Annotated in this window: 14 protein-coding genes; 7 read left to right on the top strand and 7 right to left on the bottom strand. The window is 64.4% G+C overall.

Translation table 11 applies throughout. The annotated features are described in order from the left end of the window. The first annotated feature begins 79 nt into the window (after window positions 1-79). The 3 genes from AC56QQ_RS11965 to AC56QQ_RS11955 all read left to right on the top strand — a co-directional run bounded on the left by AC56QQ_RS11965 (window position 80) and on the right by AC56QQ_RS11955 (window position 4,473). The gene (locus AC56QQ_RS11965; protein ID WP_497127319.1) at window positions 80-1,297 is read left to right on the top strand and encodes an MFS transporter; all 1,218 of its coding nucleotides are present in this window, start codon (window positions 80-82) and stop codon (window positions 1,295-1,297) included. A gap of 72 nt (window positions 1,298-1,369) precedes the next feature. Continuing rightward, entirely contained in the window at window positions 1,370-2,062 is a 693-nt protein-coding gene (locus tag AC56QQ_RS11960) for a DUF2270 domain-containing protein (RefSeq protein ID WP_497127317.1), read from the top strand. A 203-nt stretch (window positions 2,063-2,265) separates the two neighbouring features. Next, a complete protein-coding gene (locus tag AC56QQ_RS11955) occupies window positions 2,266-4,473 on the top strand; it encodes a cation:proton antiporter domain-containing protein (protein ID WP_497128963.1) in 2,208 nt (735 codons plus the stop codon). 48 nt (window positions 4,474-4,521) lie between these two features. Here the strand turns inward: AC56QQ_RS11955 and AC56QQ_RS11950 are convergent, their stop codons facing one another. Beyond that, window positions 4,522-4,665 carry a hypothetical protein gene (locus AC56QQ_RS11950; protein ID WP_489862536.1) on the bottom strand — a complete coding sequence of 48 codons (144 nt, stop codon included), beginning with the start codon at window positions 4,663-4,665 and terminating at the stop codon, window positions 4,522-4,524. Between the two features lie 378 nt (window positions 4,666-5,043). Here AC56QQ_RS11950 and AC56QQ_RS11945 point away from each other — a divergent pair, with 378 nt between their 5' ends. The 3 genes from AC56QQ_RS11945 to AC56QQ_RS11935 all read left to right on the top strand — a co-directional run bounded on the left by AC56QQ_RS11945 (window position 5,044) and on the right by AC56QQ_RS11935 (window position 8,273). Next, on the top strand, window positions 5,044-7,317 hold the full coding sequence (locus AC56QQ_RS11945) for a PAS domain-containing sensor histidine kinase (RefSeq protein WP_497127315.1): 2,274 nt from the start codon (window positions 5,044-5,046) through the stop codon (window positions 7,315-7,317). Between the two features lie 16 nt (window positions 7,318-7,333). Next, window positions 7,334-7,702, top strand: a complete 369-nt coding sequence (locus AC56QQ_RS11940; RefSeq protein WP_489862538.1) for a response regulator — start codon at window positions 7,334-7,336, stop codon at window positions 7,700-7,702. A gap of 340 nt (window positions 7,703-8,042) precedes the next feature. After that, entirely contained in the window at window positions 8,043-8,273 is a 231-nt protein-coding gene (locus AC56QQ_RS11935) for a hypothetical protein (protein ID WP_497127313.1), read from the top strand. A gap of 123 nt (window positions 8,274-8,396) precedes the next feature. Here the strand turns inward: AC56QQ_RS11935 and AC56QQ_RS11930 are convergent, their stop codons facing one another. Then, window positions 8,397-8,696: a DUF1236 domain-containing protein gene (locus AC56QQ_RS11930; RefSeq protein WP_489863499.1), complete on the bottom strand. Its 300-nt coding sequence runs from the start codon at window positions 8,694-8,696 to the stop codon at window positions 8,397-8,399. Window positions 8,697-8,900: 204 nt separating this feature from the next. Here AC56QQ_RS11930 and AC56QQ_RS11925 point away from each other — a divergent pair, with 204 nt between their 5' ends. Continuing rightward, window positions 8,901-9,725: a DUF1236 domain-containing protein gene (locus tag AC56QQ_RS11925; protein WP_489863500.1), complete on the top strand. Its 825-nt coding sequence runs from the start codon at window positions 8,901-8,903 to the stop codon at window positions 9,723-9,725. Between the two features lie 189 nt (window positions 9,726-9,914). On the opposite strand, the gene AC56QQ_RS11920 is transcribed toward AC56QQ_RS11925, so the two are convergent. From AC56QQ_RS11920 to AC56QQ_RS11900, 5 genes are all read right to left on the bottom strand, one after another. Next, window positions 9,915-10,328, bottom strand: coding sequence for a DOPA 4,5-dioxygenase family protein (locus tag AC56QQ_RS11920; RefSeq protein ID WP_497127311.1), 414 nt, complete (start codon window positions 10,326-10,328; stop codon window positions 9,915-9,917). Window positions 10,329-10,458: 130 nt separating this feature from the next. Then, window positions 10,459-11,580 carry an ABC transporter permease gene (locus AC56QQ_RS11915; protein ID WP_497127309.1) on the bottom strand — a complete coding sequence of 374 codons (1,122 nt, stop codon included), beginning with the start codon at window positions 11,578-11,580 and terminating at the stop codon, window positions 10,459-10,461. A 3-nt stretch (window positions 11,581-11,583) separates the two neighbouring features. Beyond that, window positions 11,584-12,225 carry an ABC transporter ATP-binding protein gene (locus AC56QQ_RS11910; protein WP_497127307.1) on the bottom strand — a complete coding sequence of 214 codons (642 nt, stop codon included), beginning with the start codon at window positions 12,223-12,225 and terminating at the stop codon, window positions 11,584-11,586. 88 nt (window positions 12,226-12,313) lie between these two features. Continuing rightward, a complete protein-coding gene (locus AC56QQ_RS11905) occupies window positions 12,314-12,898 on the bottom strand; it encodes a Tgt2/MlaC family protein (RefSeq protein WP_497127305.1) in 585 nt (194 codons plus the stop codon). A 39-nt stretch (window positions 12,899-12,937) separates the two neighbouring features. Continuing rightward, window positions 12,938-14,158, bottom strand: a complete 1,221-nt coding sequence (locus AC56QQ_RS11900; protein ID WP_497127303.1) for a sulfotransferase family protein — start codon at window positions 14,156-14,158, stop codon at window positions 12,938-12,940. Window positions 14,159-14,190 lie beyond the last annotated feature (32 nt).

Raw genomic sequence — 14,190 nt, 5'->3', positions numbered from 1 at the left:
TATTGAATTGATTGAATTGTAGCATGATAATAAGTCGGCATAAAGTCCTCGCACGATATGCAGTTTGATCGAGGACCACATGCTCGACACCAATGACGGCCAACTGGCCGCGCCGGCCGTGACCATCACCGGCCCGCAGACGCTGTTGTTTGCCACCGCCGTCGGCATCATCGTCACCAATCTGTTCGCGCCGCAGACGCTGGTCGGGCTGATCGGGCCATCGCTCGGAGCGAGTGCCGCGAGCGTCGGCCTCGTCGCCATGGCGACCCTGCTCGGCTATGCCGCCGGCCTGTTCTTCCTGGTGCCGCTTGCCGACCTTGCCGAGAACCGCGCCCTGATCCTGCGCATGCTGATCGCGGCGGCCCTTGCGGCCGGCAGCGCCGCACTGGCGCCCACCGCCGTCGCGCTGCTGATGGTCCTGTTCATCCTCGGTGCGGCCTGCTCGGCGATCCAGATCCTGGTGCCGATCGCCGCCTCCATGGCGCCGCCCGGACAGGATGGCCGCGTCATCGGCGATGTGATGAGCGGACTGATGGTCGGCATCCTGCTGGCGCGCCCGTTGGCGAGCCTCGTCGCCGATGCCTGGGGCTGGCGTGCCTTTTACGGCCTCAGCGCCGCCGCCCTCGTCCTGCTCGCCTGCGTGCTCGCCTTCACCTTGCCGCGACGGCGCCCGGCGGCGAGATCGTCCTATGGCGCGCTGATCGCCTCGCTGTTCGACCTGCTGCGCGACGAGCCGGTGCTGCGGCGCCGCGCGCTGACGGCGGCGCTGGTGATGGCGGCCTTCAGCCTGTTCTGGACGGCGGTCGCGCTGCGCCTGGCGCAGCCACCTTTTGACCTTGGCCAGCGCGGCATTGCGCTGTTCGCGCTGGTCGGCGCCGGCGGCGCGGTGGTGACGCCGCTGTTCGGCCGCGCCGGCGACCGCGGCTGGACGCGCTCGGCCACCATCGCCTGCCATCTCGTGCTGATCGGCGCGATGGCCCTCGCCGGCTGGGCCGGCTCTACCAATCTCTCGGCCTCGTGGTGGCCGCTAGCGCTGATGGGCGTCAGCGCCGTGCTGCTCGACATCGGCGTCACCGGCGACCAGACGCTCGGCCGCCGCGCCATCAACCTGCTGCAGCCGAAGGCGCGCGGCCGCCTCAATGGCCTGTTCGTCGGCATCTTCTTCATCGGCGGCGCCATCGGCTCGATGCTGGCGGGCATCGCCTGGACATTGGGGGGCTGGCCCGAGGTCTGTGCCATCGGTGCCGCCTTTGGCCTCATGGCACTTCTGGTCGACTGGATCGGCGGGCCGGAGTGAACAAAGCCGCCGCGACGCGCGGCAGGGAACAATGTTGCCGGCAAACTGTTCTAGTCTTGGCCGGAGGATGCCATGAACGATGCGTCGGCAAAGCCCGCGGGCCCCGTCCTTTCATCGACGGAGCGCGTGAACACGCTGTCGCATTTTCACCGCGCCGAGATCGCGCGCATGGCGGGATGGCGCGATCGGCTCGACAGGACGACGAACTGGGCGATCACCGTGGTGGCGGCAATGCTTTCGGTGTCGCTGTCCACGGCCAGCGCGCATCATGGCGTGCTGTTGTTCGCCATGCTGCTGATCCTGCTGCTGCTGTGGATCGAGGCGCGCCGCTATCGGTTCTTCGACTTCTACCGGGCCCGCGTGCGCCAGTTCGAGCGTCATTATTTCGCGCAGATCTTCTCCCCGCAGCCCGACTTCGCATCGGATTGGTTGCTCATCGTCGGCGAAGGCCTGCGCGCGCCGAAGTTTCTGTTGTCGCAACGTGCCGCGTTGGCGCGTCGCCTGCGCCGCAACTACATCTACCTCTTCCTGATCCTTCTGCTGGCCTGGGGTCTGAAGATCTCGACACCCAGCCTTCAGGCCGCGGGTGTCAGAACCGGGTTCGCCGGCTCGCTTCGCGAGGCCGTCGACGGCGCCGCCCTTGGCCCTATTCCCGGCGTGGTGATCGTGGTCATTGTGGCCGCATTCTATGCTAGCCTGCTCGCCATCGTCTTTTTCGCCGCGCGCGACGACGGCGAGCTGTCCTTCGGCGACGTCCATGTCTGAGGCTGGCGCCTGACGACGGTTGCAACGCAAACGATGGCCGGCGCGTTGTGACGGTCAATCCACCGCGGTGCTTGAGGGAACCCATGAACTGTCAGTCGGCAACGACGCCACGCATTGTTGCGGCCACTGTCCTGCTGGCCGTTCTCGCCCTGGCGCCGGCAGGCCATGCCTTTGCCGCGCAGCCGGCCGGCCACGCCTCGGGCATGGGCGGCTCGGCGGAGGGCCTGTTCGTCGCCGAGATCGTGCTTCTGCTTCTGGTCGGCCGCGGCCTGGGCGAGATCTTCCAGCGTTATGGCCAGCCAGCGATCATGGGCCAGCTCATCGGCGGCATACTGCTCGGGCCGTCACTGTTCGGCTGGCTGTGGCCCGACGCGCAGCACCTGATCTTCTCGACCGACCCGGCGCAGAAAAGCATGATCGACGCCGTCTCGCAGCTCGGCATTCTCCTGCTCCTGCTGCTGACCGGCATGGAGACGGACCTACGCCTCGTGCGCCGGGTGGGGGCCGCCTGTTTTTCGATCTCGATCACCGGCATCGTCGTGCCCTTTGCCTGCGGCTTTGCGCTGGCGCAATTCCTGCCCGCCACGCTGTTGCCCGAACCGACGCAGCGCATCGTCGCCGGGCTTTTCCTCGGCACGGCGCTGTCGATCTCCTCGGTCAAGATCGTCGCCATGGTCGTGCGCGAGATGAACTTCATGCGCCGCAATCTCGGCCAGGTCATCATCTCCTCGGCGATCATCGAGGACACGATCGGCTGGCTGATCATCGCCATCACCTTCGGCATCGCCACCAATGGCAGCCTGCAGGTGCTGCCGCTGATCACCACCGTGGCCGAGGTGGCGCTGTTCATGGTGTTCTCCTTCACCCTCGGGCGCCGCCTGGTGTTCACGCTGATCCGCTGGAGCAATGATTCCTTCCGCAGCGAATACGCCGTCATCACCGTCATCCTCATCATCATGGGCGTGATGGCCCTGATCACCAATCTGATCGGCGTCCACACCGTGCTCGGCGCCTTCGTCGCCGGCATCCTGGTCGGTGAATCGCCGATCCTGTCCGACCACATCGAGGGTCAGCTGCGCGGCGTCATCACCGCTTTGTTCATGCCGATCTTCTTCGGCATGGCCGGCCTTTCGGCCGACCTCACCGTGCTCACCGATCCGACGCTGGCGCTGCTGACGGTGGCGCTGGTGGCCATCGCCAGCATCGGCAAGTTTGGCGGCGCCTTCATCGGCGGCAGGCTGGCCGGCATGTCGCTGAAGGAGGCCACCGCCGTCGGCAGCGCGATGAACGCGCGCGGCTCGACCGAGGTCATTGTCGCCAGCATCGGCCTGTCGATGAACATCCTCTCGCACAACCTGTTCACCATGATCGTCACCATGGCCATCATCACCACGCTCGCCATGCCGCCAATGCTGCGCTGGGCGCTCGGCCGGCTGCCGGTCGGACATGCGGAGAAGCAGCGCGTCGAGCGCGAGTTGCTCGACGAGCGCGGCTTCGTCTCGAAGCTGGAGCGGCTCCTGCTGCTGGTCGACGACAGCCCGGTCGGCAAGTTCACCGCCTATCTGGCGGGGCTGGTCGGCGGCGGCAGCGGCATGCCGACCACGCTTCTCCACCTCAAGGACGGCAAGATCGCCGGCCCGGCCGGCGACAAGGGCCCTGAGCGGGCGCGCAACGAGGTCAGGAAGGGTGCCGCGAGAAGCGCCGGGGCCGTCAGCAAGGCCGAGGACACATCGGTCGAGAAGGTGCATCTGACCACCCGCACGGAGTCCGAAGCCACCGCCGAGACGATCGCCGAGGAAGCCCGCAAGGGCTACGGCCTGCTGCTGGTCGGGCTGGAGACCATGATGACGGCCAAGGGATCTTTCACCGGCGCGCTGCACGACATCACCGGCGGCTTCGACGGTCCGCTATGCCTGGTGCTGAACGGCGCCAGATCGGCGGCCAAGATGCCGGTTCTAAAAGCCGGCACCACCATCCTGGTCCCCGTCAACGGCACGGAAGTCTCGCGCCGCGCCGCCGATTTCGCCCTGGCGCTGGCACGACCGCACCGGGCGCGGGTCAAGGTTCTCTACGTTTCCCAGGCGGCACGGCAAGGGGCCACCTCCGTCTCGCACCGGCGCGAGGAAGCCATGCTGAAGGACATCGCCGATCTGGCCGCTCGCTACGGCGTGCAGGTCGACACCGCGCTGCGCACCCGTGCCACGCCCGACAAGGCGATCGCCAGGGAGGTCGCCAAGGGGGCCGCGATGGTGGTGATGGGCGTCACGCAACGGCCGGGCGAAGAGCTGTTCTTCGGCGATACCGCCACGGCGGTGCTTGCCGCCGTCGCCTGTCCTGTCGTGCTTCTGGCCAGCGAGCGTGTCCGCCCCACCGAAGCCAGGGCGGAGGTGGGTGGCGGGCTCGAAAAATAGGCACGCGAAAATAGGCGCACGACTTGAACGAGCGGCCGCGCATGCGCGCTATATACCCAAGAACTGCCGGCCGATCACGTAGCCCAGCGCCACCACGACCAGCGGAAACAGCGCCGGCGCGACCTTGCTGAAGAAGGAATCTTTTGTGTCCTTTGGCGGCACATAGCGTGCGTTGCCGAGATTCTTGGTCATTGCGACCCCCCGCATGACGACTCATTAGTAGCCGCTTAATAACAACATGCCCGGATTAACGGCTTGCAAAGAAATCGGATTAACGGCTGGCAAATAAAATAGATCGAATAGCAGACCATCGCGTGGGCAAGCCTGTTGCATCCGAAGGAAAATACCCGTGCATCGGGAACCGATCAGCCCTGTTCCGGGTTCTGGCTCGGGGGATGCACATGATCATGATCTCATCGAATGCGAGAAAGTCCGCCAGCGCGCGCTGGCGCGAAGCTTCATGGGCTGTGACGGCTGATGGTGGGACAACGGCAAGCGGCTCCCGGTGCCTGACACGTTAGCGACGACCAATCGAAATTCGAATGAACGCCGACCGATCCGCGAGACGCCATGCCACCAACCAGTAAAACCGCGATAGAAGAGATAGACGATCGCCGTCATGCTTTCCTCTCCGGCGGCGGACAGGTCGGTCGCCTGATCGCCGCGTTCGACTGGGCCTCGACGTCGATCGGACCGATCGAGGGCTGGCCGCAGAGCCTGAAGACGGCGGTGTCGCTGATCCTGCGCTCCAACGTGCCGATCGTCATGCTGTGGGGCGAGGACGGCGTCATGATCTATAATGACGCCTATTCGGAATTTGCCGGCGGGCGCCATCCGCGACTGCTCGGCTCCAAGGTGCGTGAAGGTTGGCCCGAGGTGGCCGACTTCAACGACAACATCATGAAGGTGTGTCTGGGCGGCGGCACGCTCGCCTATCGCGAGCAGGAGCTGACGCTCAACCGAACCGGAAAACCGGAACAGGTGTGGCTCGACCTAGACTATTCACCGATCCTCGACGAAAGCGGCGAACCGGCTGGGGTCATTGCCATCGTCATCGAGGTGACCGAGAAAATGGCCGCCGAGCACTGGCGGGCGAGCGAGCGCGATCGGCAGCGCCAGATGTTCGAACAGGCGCCGGGCTTCATGGCCATGCTGTCCGGTCCGCAGCATGTCGTCGAACTGACCAATGCAGCCTACATGCAGCTCGTCGGCCATCGCGACATCATCGGCCTGCCGATCCGGCAGGCCTTGCCCGAGATAGAGGGCCAGGGCTTTTTCGAGCTGCTCGACCACGTGTTCACCTCCGGCGAGGCTTTCGTCGGCTACGCACTGAGGGCAGAGTTGCAGCACACGCCGGGTGCCGCGATCGAAGATCGCTTCATCGACCTCGTCTATCAGCCGGTGCGCAACCCCGCCGGCGAGGTGTTCGGCATTTTCGTGCAAGGCGTCGACGTCACCGACCGGCTGATCGCCGAACAGGCGCTGCGCCAGAGCGAGACCCAGTTCCGCACTTTCGCCGAGGCAATGCCGAACCACGTCTGGACGGCGACACCGGACGGGCTACTCGACTGGTTCAACCCGCGCGTCTACGATTATTCGGGTGCGAAGCCGGGCGAGCTTGACGGTGATGCCTGGGCCGATATCGTGCACCCCGACGACATCGTCGCGGCCGCGGAAAAGTGGCAACAGGTGCTGGCCGCCGGCACATTCTACGAGAGCGAGTTGCGGCTGCGTCGGCATGACGGCATCTATCGCTGGTTCATTGCGCGCGCAGTCCCGATCCGCGATGCCGACGGCGTCATCCTGCGCTGGATCGGCACCAACACCGATATCGACGATCAGAAGCAGGTGGCACAGGCCCTGCTGCAAAGCGAGCGCCGCCTGCAGCTGTCGCAAAATGCAGCCGGCATAGCGGCACTCGAACTCGACATCGCCACCGGAACCGTGGTCGGCTCCGAGGGCTTCTGGGGTCTCTGGGGGCTGTCGCCGCGCGACAGCGTGCACATCTCCGTGCTGGAAAACATCGTCATTCCGGAGGACAAGGACGTCCGTTCCAACAGCGAGACACGCGAGCGAGGCACCGCCGTGCCGGCCGTGGAATACCGCATCCGGCGGCCCGACACCGGCGAGTTGCGCTGGCTGTCGCGCCACATCGATTTCGTCCATGACGAGACTGGCAAGCCGGTCAAGATGTTCGGCGTCATGCAGGATGTCACCGACCGGCGCGAGGCGCAGGCGCGACAGGAACTGCTGACCCACGAGCTCGAACACCGCATCAAGAACATCCTGGCGATGGTCGCGGCGATCGCCTCGCAGACGCTGCGCAACACCGATATCGCCACGGCGAGCGCCACCTTCAATGAGCGCCTGCGGGCGCTCGCCAACGCCCATGACATACTGAACAAGACCCGCTGGACCAGTGCCTCGATCCGCGAGGTGGTAGACAACACCATCGCCGCCTTCCCGGTCGAACAGATCTCGATTTTGGGCCCGGCGCTGCCAATCAATCCGAAGATGGCGCTGACCCTTGCGCTCGCCGTCAACGAACTGGCCACCAACGCGCTGAAATACGGCGCGCTGTCGACGCCCGACGGCAAGGTGGCGATGGAGTGGTCGCTGCAGCCGTCGCATGACAGGCCAGGCGACATCAGGCTGATCTGGCGCTGGCGCGAAAGCGGCGGCCCGCCGGTGACGCCGCCCAACCGGCGCGGCTTCGGCCGCTTCCTGATCGAGCGCGTCTTCGGCACCGACTTCGGCGGAGCGGTCCGGATCGACTACCACCCCGACGGCGTCGAATGCGTACTGGACGCACCGGCACCCCAGTTGCCGACAGCACCTTACTGACTACATAGGGCGTGCCATGACCACTCAAAGTCTCGTCACCGTCCTCGTCGTCGAAGACGAAGCCTTTCTGCTGTTCGCCATCGCCGATGATCTGCGCGAGGCGGGGTTCGACGTGCTGGAGGCGAGCAACGCCGACCAGGCGATCCGCATATTGGAGGGCCGGCAGGACATCGCCATCCTGTTCACCGACATCGACATGCCGGGCTCGATGGATGGCCTGCGCCTGTCGGCCGCCGTGCGCGACCGCTGGCCGCCGGTCAAGATCATCATCACCTCGGGCAAGCAACGGCCGCCCCGGGACGCGATGCCGAGCGGCGGCGTCTTCCTGCCCAAGCCCTATGCGCCCGCGGCTGTTGCAGCCACCATTCACGGCCTGCTCGCCTAGACGGAGCAGGCAAGACCGGAAAAGACGCTTCCGAACAGCAAGTTGGCGCCAAAACTCGATTCAAGGGATGAATACTGCCTACTCCCGAGACAGAGCCGGTGCGGTTCGTCCGCCGACTTAAGCAAGAACTGCCGTCGCCGGCGCCAGCCCCAGTCTCGATCTCGGAAATCGCCATCGCCTGTGGGTTCAATTCCAGGGCGAATTTCTCGCGGGCGTCCAAGCGCAAGCGACACTGTTGTCGCTTACCAAAACCCTGGCGCGTGCACTGACGATCCATCGGTATCGGCGGAGCCGCGAATCTGTGCTAAGCCGCCGCCCAACCAACCAAAGGACGACACCTATGACCGAACCGACCGTGGCCGAGGCGACCGAAAATATCTATGCCTCGCTGCGGGCGGACAATGCCGACATCGACGCGCATATAGCGGCGCTCAAGGCAGCGCTGGCACGAGAGGGGATCAAACAGGCGGTGTTCGATCCGACCAAGTTGGCGCAGAACAACCGTTCGGGCCGCAAGTTGATGCAGGCTTATTTTCGGCAGCGCGGCGTGAGCGTGAGGTTTTCGGACTAGACGGTAGAACCGCGCGCGAGCGGTCTCGAGCCCGCCGTTGGTAGCGCTCGGCCGGTCCGGCGCACCGCACTGGCAAGACAAAAGCCCGCCACTGGCAAAGCGGCGGGCTTGGATGACCTTGGATCACTGAATGATCTTGACGATCTTACGGGTGCCAGGATCAACGACGACGGTCTGGTTGTCGACCACGACGTAGCGATATTTGACGTTGGGAACTTCATGAAGTTCAACGGTATCGGGCAGAGCCGTGCCGATATTGAGCTCCACGCCAGGAAGCTTCACCGAAGCCAGCGGCTGCTTGTGCACATACTCCTTGATCACGGTCTCCTGCTCAGGCTGGATGACCACATCCTGAGCTGCCGCGGCGCCAACACCGGCAAGCAGCAAAAGTCCCGCCGCGGCAGTGGTAAGATGCATTCTCATGACTTGTCTCCTTTCCCTTGTGAGCAGCCCAGGCATCACGCCGCTTGATGGCGTTCGCAGCCGGGGCTCCTGGCCGTAAACGTCATCGGCCATGGCTTGTTCCTGCAAATTTCCGCCGTGTCGGTTTTGCCAATTCGCCCGGAACAAAGTTTTTCAGATGAGGTTTACCCACGGAAGGGACTGACACTTTCGAGGAGATTTCTCATGAAACATATCCTGATCACCAGCATGCTCGCGCTCGGAGTTGGGTGTGGGGCGGCACTGGCTCAGACCCAACCAGCCGAAACCCAGTCGGGCGCCGACGCCAATTGCGCGGCAGGCGCGGCAGGCTGCCAGAAGGGTTCGAAGATGAAGATGGGTGAGCAGGGCAAAGCCAAGGTCCAGACAGACCAGCAGGCTCAAGGCAAGCCCAAAGTCCAGACCGACGAGCAGGCCCAAGGCAAGGCTGGTGCGAGCACCGATCAGCAGGCCCAGGGGAAAGCCAAGGTCCAGACCGACCAGCAGGCTCAGGGCAAGCCCAAGCTCAAGACCGACGAGCAAGCCAAGGGCAAGACTGGTGCGACCACCGATCAGCAAGCCCAGGGAAAAGCCAAGGTCCAGACTGACCAGCAGGCGCAGGGCAAGCCCAAGGTCAAGACCGACGAGCAGGCCCAAGGCAAGGCTGGTGCGGCCACCGATCAGCAGGCCCAGGGAAAAGCCAAGGTCCAGACGGACCAGCAGGCTCAGGGCAAGACCTCGACACAGACTGATCAGGGGTCGACTGCTTCCATCACCAACGTCACTGTCGAACAGAAAACCCAGATCACGCAGGTCATCAAGGAGACCAGGGTCGAACCGGTGTCCAATGTCGATTTCGACATTTCGGTCGGCATAGAGGTTCCCCGGCACAAGATTCGGCTGCATCGTCTGCCGGCGCGTATCGTCAAGATCGTACCAGCCTACGAAACCTACGAGTATTTTGTGTTGGCCGACGGTCGCATCGTCATCGTCGATCCGGATACGCTGAAGATCGTCCTTATCCTGACTTGAAGTACGCATCGCACCGAAAAGGCTCGCCACAGACGTGGCGGGCCTTTCCATAAGACCTGCCGATGAATCGGCTGATGGCGAGCCGAACCAGGAAGCCTTTCCGCGTCGGCGCCGGTGCACGAGAGGGTGCGAGTGGTGTGTATAGGGGCTAAAAAAGCCCATTGGAGGTCGCGGTCGCGCCGGGAACCGCTATGCTGTCAGCGAAGGCTCGGTGTTAGGCTCCAGCGCCTCTTCCGCCTCATGATCCTCCGGAAGGATATCGCCGTGCACTGCCAGCGGCCGGCCGATCCAGATCGGGTCGACCAGATGGTCGCGCCGGGCGTTGGTCGTGTTCGGGTGGATGAGGATGCTGAGCTCCCCATGGTTCAGCATCAGCCACGGAACGAGTGAAGCGAAAATCTCGTTCGCGAATGAGACCTGGTACATGGCCTGGTCATGCGGACCGACTTTCTGGTCGTGCCAGGCGCCCAGGCGCACGCGGAAACGTTCCCCAATGCGAAGACGCAGCCATTCGGCATGTCGCCGCTCGGTCTGCCCGTTGTAGTAGATGTGGGCATGATAGCTGGCAATCTCCGCGAGCGGCCTTGGACTGGCTTCGTTCACCTCGATATCCTCCCTCGATGAGTGTCGCTGCCGGCGGAACTGTATCCGAAGCACGGACGCTTTGTCTGCAGCCGGTGCGGCATCCCGGTTCCCACTGACTTTTAGCCAATAAATACTTGACCCGCCGGCGTCAGATCCTGCGGAGCGCCTCGGCGGGGAGAAGGCGCGTGGCGCGCCAGGCCGGATAGAGCGCGCCGAGGGGCCCGGCGATGAAGACGAAGATCAGCGCCTGCGCGATCGACCAGCCTGACAGGTAAGGCACGATCAGACCCGCCGCGAACTTCGTCCTCGCCGCCATTTCCATGGTCAGGGCGCCGAGAATGATCCCTGTAACCCCGCCGGCCGCGCTCATGATCACGCCTTCGATGAGAATGAGCCGGAGAATCCGCCGTGGAGACCAGCCTAGCGCCGCGAGAACTCCAATCTCGAACGTCCGTTCGTTCACGGCCATCAGAAGTGTATTGGCAATGGCGACACAGGCCATCGCCATGACAACCAGTGAAATTGTCCGGGCAATCGCCTGAAGCAGATCGAAGACGCGGATGCTGCTGGCGAACTGCTCGGTATCGCCGACCTCGAAACCGGGTGCGGCCGCGACGAGCCTGGTTCGGGCAGCAGCGATGTCGTTCTTGTCGAGCGGTCGCTTCAACCTCACCTCGAACAAGGTGAACACGTCCTCTCGCGACAGGAGTTGCTGCAGCCCTTCGAGCGGAACGATCGCGCTGTTCTGGTTGAGTATGGACGAGAACGACGCGATGCCGACAATCCGATAGGGCTGGAACTGGAGCTCGACAGTATCACCGATCCGTTTGTCCAACGCGCTGGCGATCGACTCGCCAAGGATCACGGACCATTGGTCGCCCGGCGCAGGGATTTGCCCCGCCAGGAGGTGCATGTCTTTCCACAGGAAGCTGCCGCTCGGCCAGCCGGCCATGACGATATTCGCGGCGTCATCGGCAGTGGTGATGTTCAGGAGAACGCCCGATACGGCCTCGACGTTTGGCACCGCGGAAAGCCCGGAGCCCAGGGACTTGGGTACGGTGCTGCTCACCAGGTTGAACGCGCTGCGCTGGCTTACCACCAGGTCCGCACCGTTCTCGTCGATTCCCGATGCAAACGAGTGCTGGACGCCAGCGGTCAGGCCGGTCAGTGCCACAAACCCCGCCACCGCCAGAGCGATGCCGAGAACCGTGAGGAGGGTGCGAAGCGGACGCGCGATGAGACCGCGCAGGGGAAGGGTCAGCTCTGTCATGGGTCAGCCGATCCGCGACGCCGGCGCGGGCGTCGACATGGCCGCCATTGCGCTGTCCGAACGGATGCGGCCGTCGGAAATCTCGACGCGCCGGCCGCACAGTGCGGCCACGTCCTCGTCATGGGTCACCACGATCACCGCGGTACCGAACTCGCGATGCACGTTGCCAATGATGCTCATCACGGATTGGCTCGTCTGCACGTCGAGGCTTCCTGTCGGCTCGTCGGCCACGAGAAGCTTCGGACGGTTTGCAAGCGCCCGCGCAATTGCAAGCCGCTGGCGTTCGCCGCCCGAAAGCTCGGCCGGCCGGAGCGTAGCGCGCTCGGCAAGACCGAAATGTGCCAGAAGTTCGAGCGCACGAGCGCGACGCTGCCGCGCTCCGCCGAGGTTTCCCAGCAAAGCCACCTCGATGTTCTCGCGCGCCGACAAGGACTGGAGCAGGGAGAAATTCTGGAAAACGATCCCGATCTTGCCGGCCCGGACGGCTGCCCACGCAGTCCTCCCGTTGACAGCCCGTCCTTCGAACCGAACTTCGCCGCGCGTCGGCCGGTCAAGCCCACAGACCAGGTTCAGGATCGTTGACTTGCCGCTCCCGCTGCGGCCGACAATGGCGACGGTCTCGTCATCTCCGATCGCCAGCGACACATCGTCAACGGCAACAATGCGGCCGCCGTCGAAGTCGCGGCCGACATTGATCAATTCGACGAGAGGGGACATGAGCACGAGCGAGAGGTCATACCCGGCCTTTCCTGAGATCGACGACAAGCGCGGGGATCGAGCCGCCGTTGCCGGCGAGCCGTTGGCCAACGCGGTCCCGCTGCTGCACGGTCACGGAGCCGCCGTCGACAAAGACATCGCCGATGCAGAGTTGTCCGCGGCAATGGCGGACACGCCAGTCGACGGACGTTGGGCCGTGGAGCGGCCGGCGGAATTCGCTGCGCACCAGGATGTCGCCGTTAGCCAGAGCCTTTGTGCCGAGCACGGTGAAAGTCTTGTCCTGCGTCCGCTCCAGCCGGTCGGCCAGCCTGTGTGCGATCGCGTAGAGAAGCGCATCGACCACCGCGGCGCGGTCTTCCGTACTCGCCCGGCGCCAATACGTCCCGAGCACGGCTTGGGCGATCCCCCTACCATCGAACGCCGCGGAGATCGAGCGGAGCTGCCCCTCGGCGGACCCACCATGCCCAAGCACGATCGCCGCCTGGCGCACGGTCTCAACCAACTTGACCGCGTCACTCTGCTCATCGGCGGCCGCCGAAAGCGATGGGGCGCAGATCGCGAGTAACACGGGGACAAGCAACAGCCGAACCAAAGCTGCCAAGCTTGCATGCGACCATCGGCCTGCTGTCATGATCCTATGTCATCCAATGCGTTGTTGGCTGTCAACATCGAGCGTCTCGGGAGCCTGCGCAGGCGGATGCCCAAAAGCGGCAGCCAGCGGTTCGAGGCGAGCTACCCGCGCTTTCTGCCCTTCGGTCAGGTCGGGATGGCGGCTACGCACCTGCTCGCCGAATGTCGCGGCGACCTGCAGCATCCGCTCCTCGCAGCCACGGGAAAATGGCAGGCCCAGTTCACGGTAGATCCGCTTCATCTCGCCCACGGGGTCGGCGGTGAGATCCTGCAGCCGCACTTCCGCGAGGTCGGCGGCCGGAATCCGCGCTCTATCCGCCAGATAGTGCATCTCTGTCGCGAGATACTCGCCGGTGATGATCTCCTCCTGCTCGTCCTCCGGCAGTGGCGGCTGCAGGGCGAATGCACGTTGCAATTCGCGCGCCAGAAGCAGGTTGGACCGGAACACGACTTCCGGCGAACGGGAGATGTGGACAAACTTCGCGCCCGGAAACAGGTCCTGGAGGTAGCGGACGCGCGCCGTATGGCTCGGCGACTTGAGCAGAAGTCGCCGCCCGCCCGCAACGAGGGCAAGCCTCTGGACGAAAGCGACCTGATGGGAGCGCCAGCGACCAAACTCATCCGCCGAAAGCGCGTCGAGATCGTGAAATCGATTGAAGAAGGCCTGCCGGCGAGGAAGCATGGCGCGTCCCGCGAGGACGGACATCCCACCCATATTGTTCAACGCGAAGTCGTCCTCCGCCGGCAGCCTGGCGCCCACCGGCACGACTGTGTTGAGGCGCGTCAACGGCAGCAAGGGTACGAAAAGGTAGCGCAGGACCGCCCAACCGACGACGAACGTCTGGGGGGCCAGGACCTGCGGCCAGCTCGGCGATCTCAGGTTCGGATCGGCTGCCAAAAGGTTCTGCAAAAACGTCGTCCCCGATCGGAAGTAGCCGAGGACGAACACAGGGGCGTTGTCCCGCTCCATAGGGGGAGGCCGCAGCAGCAGCCATGCCGCAACGATCACGCGCTCCGGCAGGGAGGCGACCGTGCTCATTCCGGAAAGCAGGAGCAGGAGAACCAGGCGCGGCCAATAAGCGGGAGGGATCTGGCCTTCCGCGCGCCACAGGATCCGCAGCACGGCGTCAAGCGGCGCCACGCACATGAAGTGCGGATACGGCAAATAGGGCACCAGCCAACGGGCCGCGAAAGCGCGGATGCGGTGTCGGACATTGTTCGATGGCATCATCAGGGGAACTTATGATCCATGGGTTCAGAGGT

This window comes from Mesorhizobium sp. RCAM 05099 (genome assembly GCF_059683685.1).
The sequence above is the reverse complement of the archived record's forward strand: the minus strand, read 5'-3'. Positions and strand labels throughout refer to the sequence as shown.

What these genes read in the sequence shown, in the direction of transcription:
- AC56QQ_RS11900 (WP_497127303.1), bottom strand. Translation starts at nt 14,158, where the DNA reads ATGATGCCATCGAACAATGTCCGACACCGCATCCGCGCTTTCGCGGCC.
- AC56QQ_RS11930 (WP_489863499.1), bottom strand. Translation starts at nt 8,696, where the DNA reads ATGAGAATGCATCTTACCACTGCCGCGGCGGGACTTTTGCTGCTTGCC.
- AC56QQ_RS11965 (WP_497127319.1), top strand. Translation starts at nt 80, where the DNA reads ATGCTCGACACCAATGACGGCCAACTGGCCGCGCCGGCCGTGACCATC.
- AC56QQ_RS11940 (WP_489862538.1), top strand. Translation starts at nt 7,334, where the DNA reads ATGACCACTCAAAGTCTCGTCACCGTCCTCGTCGTCGAAGACGAAGCC.
- AC56QQ_RS11945 (WP_497127315.1), top strand. Translation starts at nt 5,044, where the DNA reads ATGCCACCAACCAGTAAAACCGCGATAGAAGAGATAGACGATCGCCGT.
- AC56QQ_RS11960 (WP_497127317.1), top strand. Translation starts at nt 1,370, where the DNA reads ATGAACGATGCGTCGGCAAAGCCCGCGGGCCCCGTCCTTTCATCGACG.
- AC56QQ_RS11935 (WP_497127313.1), top strand. Translation starts at nt 8,043, where the DNA reads ATGACCGAACCGACCGTGGCCGAGGCGACCGAAAATATCTATGCCTCG.
- AC56QQ_RS11950 (WP_489862536.1), bottom strand. Translation starts at nt 4,665, where the DNA reads ATGACCAAGAATCTCGGCAACGCACGCTATGTGCCGCCAAAGGACACA.
- AC56QQ_RS11955 (WP_497128963.1), top strand. Translation starts at nt 2,266, where the DNA reads ATGGGCGGCTCGGCGGAGGGCCTGTTCGTCGCCGAGATCGTGCTTCTG.
- AC56QQ_RS11925 (WP_489863500.1), top strand. Translation starts at nt 8,901, where the DNA reads ATGAAACATATCCTGATCACCAGCATGCTCGCGCTCGGAGTTGGGTGT.
- AC56QQ_RS11915 (WP_497127309.1), bottom strand. Translation starts at nt 11,580, where the DNA reads ATGACAGAGCTGACCCTTCCCCTGCGCGGTCTCATCGCGCGTCCGCTT.